Origin of the sequence: Klebsiella sp. CN_Kp066, assembly GCF_040065135.1 — a bacterium.
GTDB classification, from domain to species: domain Bacteria; phylum Pseudomonadota; class Gammaproteobacteria; order Enterobacterales; family Enterobacteriaceae; genus Klebsiella; species Klebsiella oxytoca.
In genome coordinates this window covers 1-15,106 of sequence record NZ_JBEAIU010000057.1, presented here as the reverse complement: position 1 = coordinate 15,106, position 15,106 = coordinate 1, and the positions used below count along the sequence as shown (strand labels likewise).

The window sequence follows — 15,106 nt, the reverse complement described above, 5'->3', positions numbered from 1 at the left end:
CCTATACCTGGGAATCCGGCTGAAAGTGTTCTGCAGCCTGTAATGTGAACTCCTCTGCATACATGCAGTACATCAATGTATTACTGTAGCATCCAGACTGTTTTAGCATAGCTTTCGCCGCATGTCTCCTGGTGTCTCGCTTCAGCATGACCCAGGTCGCCTTCCGTTGCGAGAATTGTTATCTACGCGTAATCTGTCAGGAAAATTACAGCCCTGGAGTTAAATTTATGCAAGCGCGAGTGAAGTGGGTTGAAGGGTTAACCTTCATCGGTGAGTCGGCTTCTGGCCACCAGATTCTGATGGACGGTAATTCCGGGGATAAAGCGCCCAGCCCGATGGAAATGGTGCTGATGGCGGCAGGCGGGTGCAGCGCGATTGACGTGGTTTCCATTTTGCAGAAGGGGCGTCATAACGTCACCAACTGCGAAGTTAAGCTGACCTCGGAGCGTCGCGAAGAGGCGCCGCGTCTGTTTACCCATATCAATCTGCACTTTATCGTGACCGGTAAGGAGTTGAAAGACGCGGCCGTTTCCCGCGCCGTTGACCTGTCGGCGGAAAAATACTGCTCGGTGGCGCTGATGCTTGAGAAGGCGGTAAACATTACTCACTCTTATGAAGTGATCGAAGGATAAACGGAACCGACCCCGGTAGGTTATGTTGCCGCCGGGGCGATCGCAGCTAGCTTATTTTCTTGCCTTCCATCAGCCGTTCAACCAGCGGCGCCATAATCAGCTCCATCGCCAGCCCCATTTTTCCGCCCGGTACCACCAGCGTGTTCATATGTGAGATAAACGAACCCTGAAGCATCGCCAGAAGCCACGGAAAATCGATATTTTTCAGGTTGCGGAAATGAATCACCACGAAGCTTTCATCCAGGGAAGGGATGGCTTTGGCCGCAAAGGGATTGGACGTATCCACCGTGGGGACGCGCTGGAAGTTGAGATGGGTGCGCGAAAACTGCGGGGTGATAAAGTTGATGTAGTCCTCCATCGAGCGGACCACCGAGTCCATCACCGCCTCCCGAGAGTGGCCGCGTTCGCTGGTGTCGCGGATAAGCTTCTGGATCCACTCAAGATTGACGATGGGCACCACGCCGACCAGAAGGTCGACATGGTTTGCGACGTTGTGCTGCGGCGTCACGACGCCGCCGTGCAGGCCTTCGTAAAAGAGGACGTCAGTCGGCTCGGGCAGCGGCTGCCAGGGCGTGAAGGTCCCCGGAACCTGGTTCCACGGCACGGCTTCGTCATAGGTATGTAAATACTTGCGCGACTGGCCTTTGCCGCTTAGCCCATACTCAGAAAACGTCTGTTCCAGCAGGCCAAAGTCGTTGGCCTCTGGGCCGAAGTAGCTGATATGTTTGCCCTGATCCCGCGCTTTGCGGATCGCCATGTCCATTTCCGGGCGGGTGTAGCGGTGAAAGCTATCCCCTTCGACTTCAGCGGCATGCAGATTCAGCTGGGCGAAGATTTTGCGGAAAGCGAGGCTGGTGGTTGTGGTACCCGCGCCGCTGGAGCCCGTGACGGCAATCACCGGATGTTTGGCAGACATAACAACTCCCTGGATAAACGATAGTGTGTGCCGCCTTAGCCGTGAAACTGCTTGCGGGGCATGATGTTGACCGTCTCGTGCAGCTCTGACCATACCAGCACGGCCTCTCCGCTTTTTAGCTGCTGTTTTACATCAGAGACTTTATCAACCAGCGAACGTTCATGTTCACCATAATCGGTGCCTTCGCGCAAGACAAAACTTTCGATCAGGCTATCCAGCGTTTCGGGAGCGAGCTCTTGCCAGGGTATGATCATAATTTTCCTCCTAACCAGCGGGTTAGCCAATCCGGAATGCGTCTTTCAAGCCACATCTCTGGCTTACGCAAGGTACCGCCGACGAACCCAACGTGCCCGCCGTGCTCCGTCAGCTGATACTCGACATTCGCCGGCAATTGTTCCTGCGGCGGTATCGAGTGATGGTCCATAAAAGGGTCGTCTTTTGCGTGAATAATCAGCGTGGGCTTCGTGATATCGCTTAAGCGCGGCATGGCGCTGCACTGGCGATAATAGTCCAGCGCATCGGCAAAACCGTGGATCCTCGCGGTGATGCTGTCGTCAAATTCGCGGATACGGCGCATGCTTTTTAGCTGACGTAAATCGACGGGCAGAGAGCCAGGATAGGCTTTTAGCTTACGTGCGGCGTTGGCTTTTAGCAGATTAAGCAAATAGCGCTGATAAACGCGTGAGAAACCTTTATCCATATGATAGCTACAGGCTTCCAGCATAAACGGAGCCGAGACGATCACCGCGGCATCGACCGGAATATCGTCGCCTTCTTTTGCCAGCAGGCAGCCCAGCATATTGCCCCCGAGCGAATAACCTACCGCTGCGGTCGGGGCCGAACCGTATTCGCGCTGGAGCCAGCGCAGAAACCAGGAGCCGTCTTCCGTTTCGCCCGAATGGTAGATGCGGTTATTTCGGTTGGGTTCGCCGCTACAGCCGCGAAAATGCATCACCACGCCCAGCCAGCCGCGCTGCATTGCCGCATGGATAAGTCCGTGTGCGTAAGGGCTGTGCAGGCTGCCCTCCAGACCATGAAATACCACCAGTCTGGGTTTATGGCGTGCCTGAGAAGGATCTTCACTCCAGGCCAGATCGACAAAGTCGCCATCCGGCAGTTCAAGACGCTGCCAGTGGGGAGTGAAACGGAGTTTGCGACGGATTAGCCGCGGCAACATGGTTTGCAAATGACGATTGCCTACGCCGCGCATCGGATGAAACTGCTGCGAGTCGTTTTCCGGGGGCGTCATTTCTGTAGGAGTGATATCAACCATAGCACCAGAGCAATTAATAATCTTTATCCATACTATACCGCGCATGAAGTACGCAGGTTAGCCAATATGTGGTCTTGCGGCTAATCGGTAGGCAGGTTACGTGTAAAAAGCCGCGGAGAGAGAGGTAAACAGGCGGGTTTCCCCGCCTCGCTGTAGCGCATGTTGTCGCTAGCCTTCCTGCAGCATCTGCTCCAGCTGTTCCTGCGCATCCAGCCAGGCCATTTCACACTCTTCGAGGCCGGACTTTGCGCTGGCCTGCTGCTGTAAACATTCGGTAAGCTCTGCTTTACGGCTTTGATCGTACAGGCCGCTGTCGCCGAGCTTCTCTTCCGCCTGCGCCAGCTGGGCGTTGAGCTTCTCCATCTCTTTTTCCAGACGGATAATCTCTTTACGCAGCGGCTGGGTTTGCGTACGCAGCTCGGCTTCGCGGCGTTTCTGATCTTTACGCGCCTGGGCGCTGTTGCCGTTTTCTTTCGGTTCTTCCGATGCCTGGCTTTCCTGCTTTTGCGAGTCGCTCAACCACTGCTGGTAATCTTCGAGATCGCCGTCGAAAGGTTCGACTTTGCTATCGTGCACCAGATAAAGATCGTCGGTAGTGGAACGAATCAGATGGCGGTCGTGGGAGACCACCACCAGGGCGCCTTCAAAATCAATTAACGCTTCAGTTAGCGCCTGGCGCATGTCGAGATCGAGGTGGTTGGTCGGTTCATCAAGCAGCAGCAGGTTAGGGCGTTGCCAGACGATCAGCGCCAGCACCAGGCGCGCCTTCTCGCCGCCGGAGAAACGCTTTGTCTCTTCGTTGACTTTGTCGCTCTGGAACCCGAAACCGCCCAGATAGTCGCGCAGTTTCTGCTCCAGCTCCTGCGGCGCCAGGCGGGCAAGATGCTGGAGCGGGGATTCGTCCGCGCGCAGGAATTCAAGCTGGTGCTGAGCAAAGTAGCCAAGCTTGATGCCTTTCGCCAGGCCAATTTCACCGCGCAGCGGCTGTAGCTCGCCGGCCAGCAGCTTAATCAGCGTGGATTTACCCGCTCCGTTACGCCCCAGCAGACCGATGCGCGACCCTGGAACCAGATTCAGCTTGATCGAATCGAGAATGACGCGCTCGCCATAGCCGGCGCTGACTTTTTCCATCTTCAGCAGTGGATTGGGCAGGCTTTCCGGCGCACGGAAGCTAAAGTGGAACGGATTATCAACGTGGGCAGGGGCGATGAGCTCCATACGCTCGAGCATTTTGATACGGCTTTGCGCTTGCTTGGCTTTGGTCGCTTTCGCGCGGAAACGATCGATATAGCTCTGCAGATGGGCCACGCGCTGCTGCTGGCTCTCATACATCGCTTGTTGTTGAGAAAGGCGGGTTGCGCGCTGCACTTCGAAAGAGCTGTAGTTGCCGGTATATTCGAACATCGTTTGCTGTTCGATATGAATAATTTTGTCGACGATTGGGTCAAGGAAGTCGCGATCGTGGGAGATCAGGATCAGCGTGCCGCTGTAGCTTTTGAGCCACTTCTCCAGCCAGATTACCGCGTCGAGGTCGAGGTGGTTAGTCGGTTCATCAAGCAGTAGCAGATCGGAACGGCAAATAAGCGCCTGGGCGAGGTTAAGACGCATGCGCCAGCCGCCGGAAAAGTCGCTCACCGGCCTCTCAAGCTGTTCATTGCTGAAACCGAGGCCGTGCAGCAGGCTGGCCGCGCGGGATCTTATGGTCCAGGCATCGATGGCATCCAGCTTACCGTGGACCGTCGCAATGGCATGTCCGTCATTTCGTTCGTTGGCCGCGTGCAAATCCGCCTCCAGCTTGCGGAATTCGCGATCGCCGTCAATAACATAGTCTATAGCCGGCTGAGGAAGGGCTGGCGTTTCCTGGTTAACCCAGGCCAGCTGCCAGCTACCGGGAAAAGTCATCGAGCCGCCGTCGGCGCTAATCTCGTTTTTCAAAAGCGAAAGCAGCGTGGATTTACCGCAGCCGTTTTTACCCACCAGGCCGACTTTTTGCCCTGGGTTGATGGTGGCGCTGGCGTTGTCCAGCAGGACGCGTACGCCGCGACGAATTTGTAACGAGGAGAAAACAATCATAAGGCGCCGTATGTTCTGACTATGTTAATTTGTCATTATGATAATGTAGTGTGGAGCGAATCGCTCAACCGGGCCGCAATGGTAGCCCAAAATGAAGACGATACACAAAGTCATTCTGGTTGCGTCGGGACGCAGCCGCTGCACAGGCCGCCAGAAGACGTTCGGGAGGGGAATGATGTCTCAGACAGCGAAGGTTTTGCTGCTGTATGCCCACCCAGAATCTCAGGATTCCGTGGCCAACCGGGTTTTGCTTGAACCGGCCTTACAGTTGTCGAATGTTACCGTGCACGATCTTTACGCGCACTATCCGGATTTTTTTATCGATATCGCCCATGAGCAGGATCTCCTGCGCCAGCATGAGGTGATTGTTTTTCAGCATCCGCTTTATACCTGGAGCTGTCCGGCGCTGATGAAAGAGTGGCTGGATAGGGTGCTCAGCCGTGGTTTTGCCAGCGGGGCGGGAGGGAACCAGCTGGCGGGAAAGTACTGGCGTAGCGTGATTACCACCGGGGAGCCGGAGAGCGCCTATCGACGTGATGCCCATCGCTATCCAATAAATGACATTCTTCGCCCTTTCGAACTGACCGCCGGCATGTGCCGCATGCACTGGATAAGCCCGATTATCGTCTACTGGGCGCGGCGGCAATCGCCTGACGATCTGAAAAGCCGCGCTCGTGCCTACCGCGACTGGCTGGCTAATCCTGTAACGGCTGGAGGTACAAATGGCGGGAGCTGATTTACTGCTGGCCGGGGTGTTATTTCTGTTTGCCGCGGTGGTGGCGGTACCGCTGGCGGCGAGGCTGGGTATTGGCGCCGTGCTGGGGTATCTGCTGGCCGGTATCGCCATTGGCCCCTGGGGGTTAGGGTTTATCAGCGATGTTGATGAAATCCTTCACTTCTCAGAATTAGGCGTCGTCTTTCTGATGTTTATTATTGGGCTGGAGCTGAATCCGTCCAAGCTCTGGCGGCTAAGAAGCTCAATTTTCGGCGTAGGCGCCGCGCAGGTCGCTTTCAGCGCGCTCATTCTTGGCGGCTTGCTCATGCTTAGCGACTTCTCATGGCGCGCAGCGGTGGTGGGCGGACTTGGGCTGGCGATGTCTTCAACCGCGATGGCGCTGCAGCTGATGCGTGAGAAAGGCATGAGCCGCAGCGAGTCCGGGCAACTGGGATTCTCCGTACTGCTGTTTCAGGATCTGGCCGTTATCCCGGCCCTGGCGGTGGTGCCCCTGTTTGCCGGTTCAGGTGACGACCACTTTAATTGGCTCACCATCGGGATGAAGGTCCTGGCCTTTGGCGGAATGCTGGTTGGCGGCCGTTTTCTGCTGAGGCCGGTGTTTCGTTTTATCGCCGGATCCGGCGTGCGGGAGGTCTTCACCGCAGCGACGCTGCTGCTGGTTCTTGCATCGGCTTTATTTATGGATGCGCTCGGTTTGTCGATGGCGCTGGGGACCTTTATCGCCGGCGTTCTGCTGGCCGAGAGTGAGTATCGCCACGAACTGGAAATCGCTATTGAGCCCTTTAAAGGGCTCCTGCTCGGGCTGTTTTTTATTTCCGTTGGCATGGCGCTGAACCTTGGCGTGCTCTATACCCACCTGCTATGGGTAGCGGCCAGCGTCGCAATACTGGTGTCGGTAAAAGGCGTCGTGCTGTATCTCCTTGCGCGGGTGTACGGCCTGCGTAGCGCAGAACGGGTGCAGTTTGCCGGAGTGCTGAGCCAGGGGGGAGAATTCGCTTTTGTGCTGTTCTCATTACCTGCCTCGATGCGCCTTTTTCAGAACGATCAAATGGCTCTACTGCTGGTGACGGTGACATTGTCGATGATGACCACGCCGCTGTTGATGAAGCTAATCGACAAAATACTCTCTCGCCGATTCAATCAATCCGAAGAGGAGGGCGAGGCTCCGTGGGTCGAAGATGATAAACCGCAGGTCATTATCGTTGGTTTTGGGCGCTTTGGTCAGGTGATTGGCCGCCTGCTGATGGCTAACAAAATGCGTATTACGGTGCTGGAGCGCGATATCAGCGCGGTCAATCTGATGCGCCAATATGGCTATAAGGTCTACTTTGGCGATGCGACGCAGCTGGAGCTCCTGCGCTCGGCAGGAGCCGAAGAGGCGCAGTCGATCGTCATTACCTGCAATGAGCCGGAAGATACCATGAAGCTGGTCGAGATGTGTCAACAACACTTTCCACATCTTCATATTCTGGCGCGAGCGCGAGGACGCGTCGAGGCGCATGAACTGCTGCAGGCGGGAGTGGCGCAGTTTTCTCGTGAAACCTTCTCCAGCGCGCTCGAGCTAGGGCGTAAAGCGCTTATCTCGCTAGGCATGCATCCTCATCAGGCGCAGCGCGCGCAGCTGCATTTTCGGCGTCTTGATATGCGAATGTTGCGTGAGTTAATGCCGGTTCATAGTGATACTCTGCAGATATCCCGCGTGCGCGAAGCCAGGCGCGAGCTGGAGGAAATTTTTCAGCGTGAGATGCAAAAAGAGAGCAGACAGTTAGACGGCTGGGATGAATTTGAATAAAGGTAAATGATATGGCTGTGCGTAAACGTTTTATTGCCGGGGCGAAATGCCCGGCGTGCCAGGCTCAGGATTCGCTGGCGATGTGGCGTGAGAATAATGTCGATATAGTTGAGTGCGTTAAGTGTGGACACCAGATGCGAGAGGCGGATAAAGAGGTCCGCGAGCATGTTCGCAAAGAAGAGCAAGTGATAGGCATTTTTCATCCGGACTAGCGTTATCGGGCGGCTTTTTTTAAGCTAAAGGGTACACGGCTGCAGAATTCCGCTACAATCTGCGCCACTATTCTTCCCATGCTCAGGAGATATCATGAAAGTAGCAAAAGACCTGGTGGTCAGCCTGGCCTATCAGGTACGTACAGAAGACGGTGTGTTGGTTGATGAGTCTCCGGTAAGCGCGCCGCTGGACTACCTGCATGGTCACGGTTCCCTGATTTCCGGCCTGGAAAGCGCGCTGGATGGTCACGAAGTGGGCGACAAATTTGACGTAGAAGTCGGCGCTAATGACGCGTACGGCCAGTACGACGAAAACCTGGTACAGCGCGTTCCTAAAGACGTGTTTATGGGCGTTGACGAGCTGCAGGTTGGCATGCGCTTCCTCGCGGAAACCGATCAGGGCCCGGTACCGGTAGAAATCACCGAAGTGGGTGACGAACACGTTGTTGTTGACGGTAACCACATGCTGGCTGGCCAGAATCTGAAGTTCAACGTTGAAGTTGTCGCGCTTCGCGAAGCAACGGCGGAAGAGCTGGAACACGGTCATGTACATGGCGCTCACGGCCACGATCACGGTCACGACCACGATCATGACGGTTGCTGCGGTGGCCACGGTCACGGCCATGACCATGAACATGGCAAAGGCGGCTGCGGCGGTAACGGCGGCTGCGGTTGCCACTAATTCCATCGCGCTAGCGTTCTGGAATAGAAAAAAGCGGGGAGACCCGCTTTTTTTACGTCTTAATAGTGCGGTGGAGGCGTTTCTTCTGCCTGTGAAGCCATATGCGAGGGCTGAGTAGCTTTCAGCTTTTCCACCATCAGGCGCATATGTTCGCGCATCCTGGCCATTTCTATCTCGTGGGCGGTGACGGTCTTGTTGAGGTCTTCAATGGTGATTTCCTGAAACGCCAGTCTGCTCTCCAGCTCTGCAAGGCGAGTCTCTAAAGTGCTATCGTGCATGAGTAACCTCTTCTGTCTGATCCTGCGGGCGGATTCTACTGAAGTTTCAGCATTCACGCAGCATCGTTACGCCTGACAGGAAACTAATTCATACAAAAATAGTCTGAAATGAGGCGATATTCAGGTACGTCTGTATGTTGATTTGTTCTGCAACGTTCTATAGTACGTTTTTTGTTTTTTATGATAACCCTGGGGTGAGATGCCCCGGCCCTGGAGAAATGGATGAAATCACTGTTTAAAGTAACGCTGCTGGCGACCACAATGGCCGTCGCCCTGAATGCACCGCTGACCTTTGCTGCTGAAACTGTGACCAAAGCAGCCACCGAAGCGAAAGCGGCACCTGCAACGGACAGCAAATCGGCATTCAAAAATGACGATCAGAAATCTGCATATGCGCTGGGTGCATCGCTGGGACGTTACATGGAAAACTCCCTGAAAGAACAAGAAAAACTGGGCATCAAATTAGATAAAGCTCAGCTGATTGCTGGCGTTCAGGACGCTTTTGCCGATAAGAGCAAGCTGTCCGATCAGGAGATCGAACAGACTCTGCAGGCGTTTGAAACTCGCGTAAAAACCGCTGCCCAGCAGAAAATGGAAAAAGATGCTGCTGAGAATGAGGCAAAAGGTAAAGCTTATCGCGATGCCTATGCGAAAAAGCAGGGTGTGAAAAAAGCGAATTCCGGTCTGCTGTACAAAGTAGAGAAAGCGGGTACGGGCGAAGCGCCGAAAGACAGCGATACCGTTGTTGTTAACTACAAAGGTACGCTGATCGATGGTAAAGAGTTTGATAACTCTTACACCCGTGGCGAACCGCTGTCCTTCCGTCTGGACGGCGTAATCCCTGGCTGGACTGAAGGCCTGAAGAACATCAAGAAAGGCGGTAAAATTCAGCTGGTCATTCCGCCGGATCTGGCTTACGGCAAAACCGGCGTACCGGGTATCCCGGCTAACTCCACTCTGGTATTTGATGTAGAGCTGTTGGACATCAAACCGGCTCCGAAAGCGGACGCCAAGCCTGAAGCTGCGGCCGAAGCGCCAGCCGCTGACGCGAAGAAGTAATCTGGCTCAAGCCGCCGCCTCCAGGGGCGGCGGCTTTTTTATTGAGGGCAGATATAATTAAAACTGGAAAGAACCTCAGGCGCTGTATTACTTTAGATAGATTAATAATGATGATGAGCCTGCCCTGACGATAACGACAGGCTCCTGAAAAGGAGTGCTTTTTTCCATGTCCAGGTCGCTTTTAACCAACGAGACCAGCGAGCTTGATTTGCTGGATCAACGTCCTTTTGACCAGACCGACTTCGATATCCTTAAATCCTATGAAGCGGTAGTGGACGGGTTAGCGATGCTCATCGGTTCCCACTGTGAAATCGTACTGCACTCATTGCAGGACTTAAAATGTTCCGCTATTCGTATCGCCAACGGTGAACATACCGGCCGTCAGATCGGCTCGCCAATTACCGACCTTGCGTTGCGCATGTTGCACGATATGACTGGGGCCGATAGCAGCGTTTCCAAATGCTATTTTACTCGCGCCAAAAGCGGCGTACTGATGAAATCAGTGACCATCGCTATCCGCAACCGTGACCATCGGGTTATTGGCCTGCTGTGCATCAACATGAACCTTGACGTGCCGTTCTCGCAAATAATGAGCACCTTTATTCCGCCAGAAACGACAGAAGTGAATTCACAGGTCAACTTTGCTTCATCGGTTGACGACCTGGTTGCACAGACGCTTGAGTTCACTATTGAAGAGGTGAATGCCGACCGCAACGTTTCTAACAACGCCAAAAATCGTCAGATCGTTCTGAACCTCTATGAGAAAGGGATCTTTGATATCAAAGACGCCATTAATCAGGTAGCGGATCGGCTGAACATCTCTAAGCACACGGTATATCTCTATATTCGTCAGTTCAAAAGCGGAGATTTCCAGGGGCTGGATAAATAATGCGTTTTGCCATTACGGTGACGGGGCCGGCTTATGGTACGCAGCAGGCCAGCAGCGCACTGCAGTTTGCCCGAGCCGTGTTGCAGGAAGGCCACGAATTGCTCAGTATCTTTTTCTATCGTGAAGGCGTCTACAATGCGAATCAGCTAACTGCCCCCGCCAGCGATGAGTTTGATCTGGTCCGGGCCTGGCAGGCATTACATGACGAACACGGCGTCTCCTTACATATCTGTGTAGCCGCAGCTTTACGCCGTGGCATAACCGATGCACAGGAGGCGCAGCAGCTGAGTTTGCCAGCGCATAATTTGCAGCCGGGCTTTACGCTGAGTGGATTAGGTGCGTTGGCGGAAGCTGCCTTAACCTGCGACCGGATGGTGCAGTTCTGATGAAACGCATAGCCTTTATTTTTTCGTCCGCACCCCATGGCTCAGCATCGGGCAGGGAAGGGCTGGATGCCCTGCTGGCGACATCCGCACTGACGGAAGAGATGGGCGTCTTCTTCGTCGGAGATGGCGTATTTCAGCTCCTTCCGGATCAGCGGCCAGCCGCAGTGCTGGCGCGCGATTATATCTCTACCTTTAAACTCCTGTCGCTATACGATATTGAACAGTGCTGGATTTGCGCGGCTTCAGCGCGCGAGCGCGGCCTGACTTCCGCCACGCCGTGGGTCGTGGACGGTGAATGGCTGGAGCCAGAGGCTCTGCGCGCCCGGCTGGACGATTTTAACGTGATACTGCGTTTCTGAGGTCTGAATGCTCCACACATTAAGCACATCCCCCTGGCACGCCGACATTGCGGCTATGCTCCGTTTGATAAAAGAAGGTGACGAGCTGCTGCTGCTGTCGGACGGCGTTATCGCCGCTGTCGCTCAAGGCCGTTTCCTTGAAATCCTGCAATCTGCCCCCATATCCCTCTACGCTCTGCAAGACGATATCGAAGCCCGCGGGCTGGCTGGTCAAATTGCGGACAGTGTCGTCAGGGTTAGCTATACTGATTTCGTCAGACTTTCAGTCAAACATGCCGGTCAGTTGTCCTGGTAATGGCGGGATTGTTGTATATTTCTTGACACCTTTTCGGCACCGCCCTAAAATTCTGCGTCCTCATATTATATGAGGCGATTTATTACGTGTTTACGAAGCAAAAGCTAAAACCAGGAGCTATTTAATGGCAACAATTAACCAGCTGGTACGCAAACCACGCGCGCGCAAAGTTGCAAAGAGCAACGTGCCGGCGCTGGAAGCCTGCCCGCAGAAACGTGGCGTATGTACTCGTGTATATACCACCACTCCTAAGAAACCGAACTCCGCACTGCGTAAAGTTTGCCGTGTGCGTCTGACTAACGGTTTCGAAGTCACCTCCTACATCGGTGGTGAAGGTCACAACCTGCAGGAGCACTCCGTGATCCTGATCCGTGGCGGTCGTGTTAAAGACCTTCCGGGTGTTCGTTACCACACCGTTCGTGGTGCGCTTGACTGCTCCGGCGTTAAAGACCGTAAGCAAGCTCGCTCCAAGTATGGCGTGAAGCGTCCTAAGGCTTAATGGTTCTCCGTTAAGTAAGGCCAAACGTTTTATATTAATGTCAAACTAAACTCTTAGAGTTTTGGACAATCCTGAATTAACAACGGAGTATTTCCATGCCACGTCGTCGCGTCATTGGTCAGCGTAAAATCCTGCCGGATCCTAAGTTCGGATCAGAACTGCTGGCTAAATTTGTAAATATCCTGATGGTAGATGGTAAAAAATCTACTGCAGAAGCAATCGTATACAGCGCGCTGGAGACCCTGGCTCAGCGCTCTGGTAAAAATGAACTGGAAGCATTCGAAGTCGCTCTCGACAACGTTCGCCCGACTGTCGAAGTTAAGTCCCGCCGCGTTGGTGGTTCTACTTATCAGGTTCCAGTTGAAGTCCGTCCGGTTCGTCGTAATGCTCTGGCAATGCGTTGGATCGTTGAAGCTGCTCGTAAACGTGGTGATAAATCCATGGCTCTGCGTCTGGCGAACGAACTTTCTGATGCTGCAGACAACAAAGGTACTGCAGTTAAGAAACGTGAAGACGTTCACCGTATGGCAGAAGCCAACAAGGCGTTCGCACACTACCGTTGGTAATCCCTTCGGAGTCTTAGTCACCAGGCGGGCGCTTCAGGTAAGTCGCCCGTTTTGGATAACTTAACTGAACGCCTAAAGAAATAAACGAGGAATCAAATGGCTCGTACAACACCCATCGCACGCTACCGTAACATCGGTATCAGTGCGCACATCGACGCCGGTAAAACTACTACTACCGAACGTATTCTGTTCTACACCGGTGTAAACCACAAAATCGGTGAAGTTCATGACGGCGCTGCCACCATGGACTGGATGGAGCAGGAGCAAGAGCGTGGTATTACTATCACCTCCGCAGCGACTACTGCATTCTGGTCAGGTATGGCTAAGCAGTATGAACCGCATCGCGTAAACATCATCGACACCCCGGGGCACGTTGACTTCACTATCGAAGTAGAACGTTCCATGCGTGTGCTTGATGGTGCAGTAATGGTTTACTGCGCAGTTGGTGGTGTTCAGCCTCAGTCTGAAACCGTATGGCGTCAGGCAAACAAATATAAAGTTCCGCGCATTGCGTTCGTTAACAAAATGGACCGTATGGGTGCGAACTTCCTGAAAGTTGTTGGTCAGATCAAAACCCGTCTGGGCGCGAACCCTGTTCCGCTGCAGCTGGCGATTGGCGCTGAAGAAGCGTTCACCGGTGTTGTTGACCTGGTGAAAATGAAAGCCATCAACTGGAACGAAGAAGATGCAGGCGTAACCTTCACCTACGAAGATATTCCGGCAGACATGCAGGAACTGGCCGAAGAATGGCACCAGAACCTGATCGAGTCCGCTGCTGAAGCTTCTGAAGAGCTGATGGAAAAATACCTGGGTGGCGAAGAACTGACTGAAGAAGAGATTAAAACTGCTCTGCGTCAGCGCGTTCTGAACAACGAAATCATCCTGGTAACCTGTGGTTCTGCGTTCAAGAACAAAGGCGTACAGGCGATGCTGGATGCGGTAATTGACTACCTGCCATCCCCGGTCGACGTTCCTGCGATCAACGGTATCCTGGACGATGGTAAAGATACTCCTGCTGAGCGTCACGCTAGCGATGATGAGCCGTTTGCTGCTCTGGCATTCAAAATCGCTACCGACCCGTTCGTGGGTAACCTGACCTTCTTCCGCGTGTACTCTGGTGTGGTTAACTCTGGTGATACCATCCTGAACTCCGTGAAAGCTGCTCGTGAGCGTTTCGGTCGTATCGTACAGATGCACGCTAACAAACGTGAAGAGATCAAAGAAGTTCGCGCGGGCGATATCGCTGCTGCTATCGGTCTGAAAGACGTTACTACGGGTGATACTCTGTGTGATCCTAACGCGCCGATCATTCTGGAGCGTATGGAATTCCCTGAGCCGGTAATCTCTATCGCCGTTGAACCGAAAACCAAAGCTGACCAGGAAAAAATGGGTCTGGCTCTGGGCCGTCTGGCTAAAGAAGACCCGTCTTTCCGCGTATGGACTGATGAAGAATCTAACCAGACTATCATCGCCGGTATGGGTGAGCTGCACCTCGACATCATCGTTGACCGTATGAAACGTGAATTCAACGTTGAAGCGAACGTCGGTAAACCTCAGGTTGCTTACCGTGAAGCGATTCGCGCGAAAGTTACCGATATCGAAGGTAAACACGCTAAACAGTCTGGTGGTCGCGGTCAGTATGGTCACGTCGTTATCGACATGTACCCGCTGGAGCCGGGCTCTAACCCGAAAGGTTACGAGTTCATCAACGACATTAAAGGTGGTGTAATTCCTGGTGAATACATCCCGGCCGTTGATAAAGGCATCCAGGAGCAGCTGAAAGCTGGCCCTCTGGCTGGTTATCCGGTAGTTGATCTGGGCGTGCGTCTGCACTTCGGTTCTTACCACGACGTTGACTCCTCTGAACTGGCGTTTAAACTGGCCGCTTCTATTGCCTTCAAAGATGGCTTTAAGAAAGCGAAACCAGTTCTGCTTGAGCCGATCATGAAGGTTGAAGTAGAAACTCCGGAAGAGAACACTGGTGACGTTATCGGTGACCTTAGCCGTCGTCGCGGTATGCTGCGCGGTCAGGAATCCAACGTGACTGGCGTTGTGATCCACGCTGAAGTTCCGCTGTCTGAAATGTTCGGATATGCAACTCAGCTGCGTTCTCTGACCAAAGGTCGTGCTTCTTACTCCATGGAGTTCCTGAAGTATGATGATGCGCCGAACAACGTTGCTCAGGCCGTAATCGAAGCCCGTGGTAAATAAGCCGCAGGGTTAAAACCAAAGTCCCGTGCTCTCTCCTGAAGGGGAGAGCACTATAGTAAGGAATATAGCCGTGTCTAAAGAAAAATTTGAACGTACAAAACCGCACGTCAACGTCGGTACTATCGGCCACGTTGACCATGGTAAAACTACTCTGACCGCTGCAATCACTACCGTTCTGGCTAAAACCTACGGTGGTGCTGCTCGCGCATTCGACCAGATCGATAACGCGCCGGAAGAAAAAGCTCGTG

19 protein-coding genes are annotated in these 15,106 nt (G+C 53.7%); 14 read left to right on the top strand and 5 right to left on the bottom strand.

Annotation, left to right across the window (positions count from 1 at the left end; translation table 11 throughout):
• The first annotated feature begins 227 nt into the window (after positions 1–227).
• Entirely contained in the window at positions 228–632 is a 405-nt protein-coding gene (locus ABLV75_RS25090) for an OsmC family protein (RefSeq protein ID WP_004106401.1), read from the top strand.
• Between the two features lie 46 nt (positions 633–678).
• On the opposite strand, the gene ABLV75_RS25085 is transcribed toward ABLV75_RS25090, so the two are convergent.
• From ABLV75_RS25085 to ABLV75_RS25070, 4 genes are all read right to left on the bottom strand, one after another.
• A complete protein-coding gene (locus ABLV75_RS25085) occupies positions 679–1,548 on the bottom strand; it encodes a phosphoribulokinase (RefSeq protein ID WP_004106399.1) in 870 nt (289 codons plus the stop codon).
• Between the two features lie 35 nt (positions 1,549–1,583).
• Positions 1,584–1,802 carry a YheU family protein gene (locus tag ABLV75_RS25080; protein ID WP_004106398.1) on the bottom strand — a complete coding sequence of 73 codons (219 nt, stop codon included), beginning with the start codon at positions 1,800–1,802 and terminating at the stop codon, positions 1,584–1,586.
• On the bottom strand, positions 1,799–2,797 hold the full coding sequence (locus ABLV75_RS25075) for a hydrolase (RefSeq protein ID WP_160886763.1): 999 nt from the start codon (positions 2,795–2,797) through the stop codon (positions 1,799–1,801). Before ABLV75_RS25075 ends, ABLV75_RS25080 begins: the two co-directional genes overlap by 4 nt.
• Positions 2,798–2,989: 192 nt before the next feature.
• Positions 2,990–4,894: an ABC transporter ATP-binding protein gene (locus tag ABLV75_RS25070; RefSeq protein ID WP_004106394.1), complete on the bottom strand. Its 1,905-nt coding sequence runs from the start codon at positions 4,892–4,894 to the stop codon at positions 2,990–2,992.
• A gap of 172 nt (positions 4,895–5,066) precedes the next feature.
• Here ABLV75_RS25070 and kefG point away from each other — a divergent pair, with 172 nt between their 5' ends.
• From kefG to slyD, 4 genes are all read left to right on the top strand, one after another.
• Complete coding sequence (kefG, locus tag ABLV75_RS25065) at positions 5,067–5,630, top strand: glutathione-regulated potassium-efflux system ancillary protein KefG (protein WP_024274771.1); 564 nt, start codon at positions 5,067–5,069, stop codon at positions 5,628–5,630.
• Complete coding sequence (kefB, locus tag ABLV75_RS25060) at positions 5,617–7,422, top strand: glutathione-regulated potassium-efflux system protein KefB (protein WP_004106390.1); 1,806 nt, start codon at positions 5,617–5,619, stop codon at positions 7,420–7,422. The genes kefG and kefB overlap by 14 nt, the downstream gene beginning before the upstream one ends.
• Positions 7,423–7,433: 11 nt before the next feature.
• Positions 7,434–7,634, top strand: coding sequence for a YheV family putative zinc ribbon protein (locus ABLV75_RS25055; RefSeq protein WP_004106389.1), 201 nt, complete (start codon positions 7,434–7,436; stop codon positions 7,632–7,634).
• A 94-nt stretch (positions 7,635–7,728) separates the two neighbouring features.
• Positions 7,729–8,316, top strand: coding sequence for a peptidylprolyl isomerase (gene slyD / locus ABLV75_RS25050; protein WP_004106387.1), 588 nt, complete (start codon positions 7,729–7,731; stop codon positions 8,314–8,316).
• Positions 8,317–8,375: 59 nt separating this feature from the next.
• Here the strand turns inward: slyD and ABLV75_RS25045 are convergent, their stop codons facing one another.
• The gene (locus tag ABLV75_RS25045; RefSeq protein ID WP_004106384.1) at positions 8,376–8,594 is read right to left on the bottom strand and encodes a protein SlyX; all 219 of its coding nucleotides are present in this window, start codon (positions 8,592–8,594) and stop codon (positions 8,376–8,378) included.
• Between the two features lie 222 nt (positions 8,595–8,816).
• Between ABLV75_RS25045 and fkpA the strand changes: the two genes are divergently transcribed.
• The 9 genes from fkpA to ABLV75_RS25000 form a co-directional block, all read left to right on the top strand.
• The gene (gene fkpA, locus ABLV75_RS25040) at positions 8,817–9,653 is read left to right on the top strand and encodes an FKBP-type peptidyl-prolyl cis-trans isomerase (protein WP_004106382.1); all 837 of its coding nucleotides are present in this window, start codon (positions 8,817–8,819) and stop codon (positions 9,651–9,653) included.
• 166 nt (positions 9,654–9,819) lie between these two features.
• Positions 9,820–10,542, top strand: a complete 723-nt coding sequence (locus ABLV75_RS25035; RefSeq protein WP_004106380.1) for a transcriptional regulator — start codon at positions 9,820–9,822, stop codon at positions 10,540–10,542.
• Positions 10,542–10,928, top strand: a complete 387-nt coding sequence (gene tusD, locus ABLV75_RS25030) for a sulfurtransferase complex subunit TusD (RefSeq protein ID WP_004106378.1) — start codon at positions 10,542–10,544, stop codon at positions 10,926–10,928. The genes ABLV75_RS25035 and tusD overlap by 1 nt, the downstream gene beginning before the upstream one ends.
• A complete protein-coding gene (gene tusC, locus ABLV75_RS25025) occupies positions 10,928–11,287 on the top strand; it encodes a sulfurtransferase complex subunit TusC (RefSeq protein WP_004106374.1) in 360 nt (119 codons plus the stop codon). The genes tusD and tusC overlap by 1 nt, the downstream gene beginning before the upstream one ends.
• 7 nt (positions 11,288–11,294) lie before the next feature.
• Entirely contained in the window at positions 11,295–11,582 is a 288-nt protein-coding gene (gene tusB / locus ABLV75_RS25020; RefSeq protein ID WP_004106373.1) for a sulfurtransferase complex subunit TusB, read from the top strand.
• Positions 11,583–11,706: 124 nt separating this feature from the next.
• Positions 11,707–12,081, top strand: a complete 375-nt coding sequence (rpsL, locus tag ABLV75_RS25015) for a 30S ribosomal protein S12 (protein ID WP_002920115.1) — start codon at positions 11,707–11,709, stop codon at positions 12,079–12,081.
• Between the two features lie 95 nt (positions 12,082–12,176).
• Positions 12,177–12,647 carry a 30S ribosomal protein S7 gene (gene rpsG / locus ABLV75_RS25010; RefSeq protein ID WP_004106370.1) on the top strand — a complete coding sequence of 157 codons (471 nt, stop codon included), beginning with the start codon at positions 12,177–12,179 and terminating at the stop codon, positions 12,645–12,647.
• A 96-nt stretch (positions 12,648–12,743) separates the two neighbouring features.
• The gene (fusA, locus tag ABLV75_RS25005) at positions 12,744–14,858 is read left to right on the top strand and encodes an elongation factor G (RefSeq protein WP_004106369.1); all 2,115 of its coding nucleotides are present in this window, start codon (positions 12,744–12,746) and stop codon (positions 14,856–14,858) included.
• A 70-nt stretch (positions 14,859–14,928) separates the two neighbouring features.
• The coding region (locus ABLV75_RS25000; protein ID WP_000031655.1) for a GTP-binding protein at positions 14,929–15,106 on the top strand (178 nt) is incomplete at its 3' end.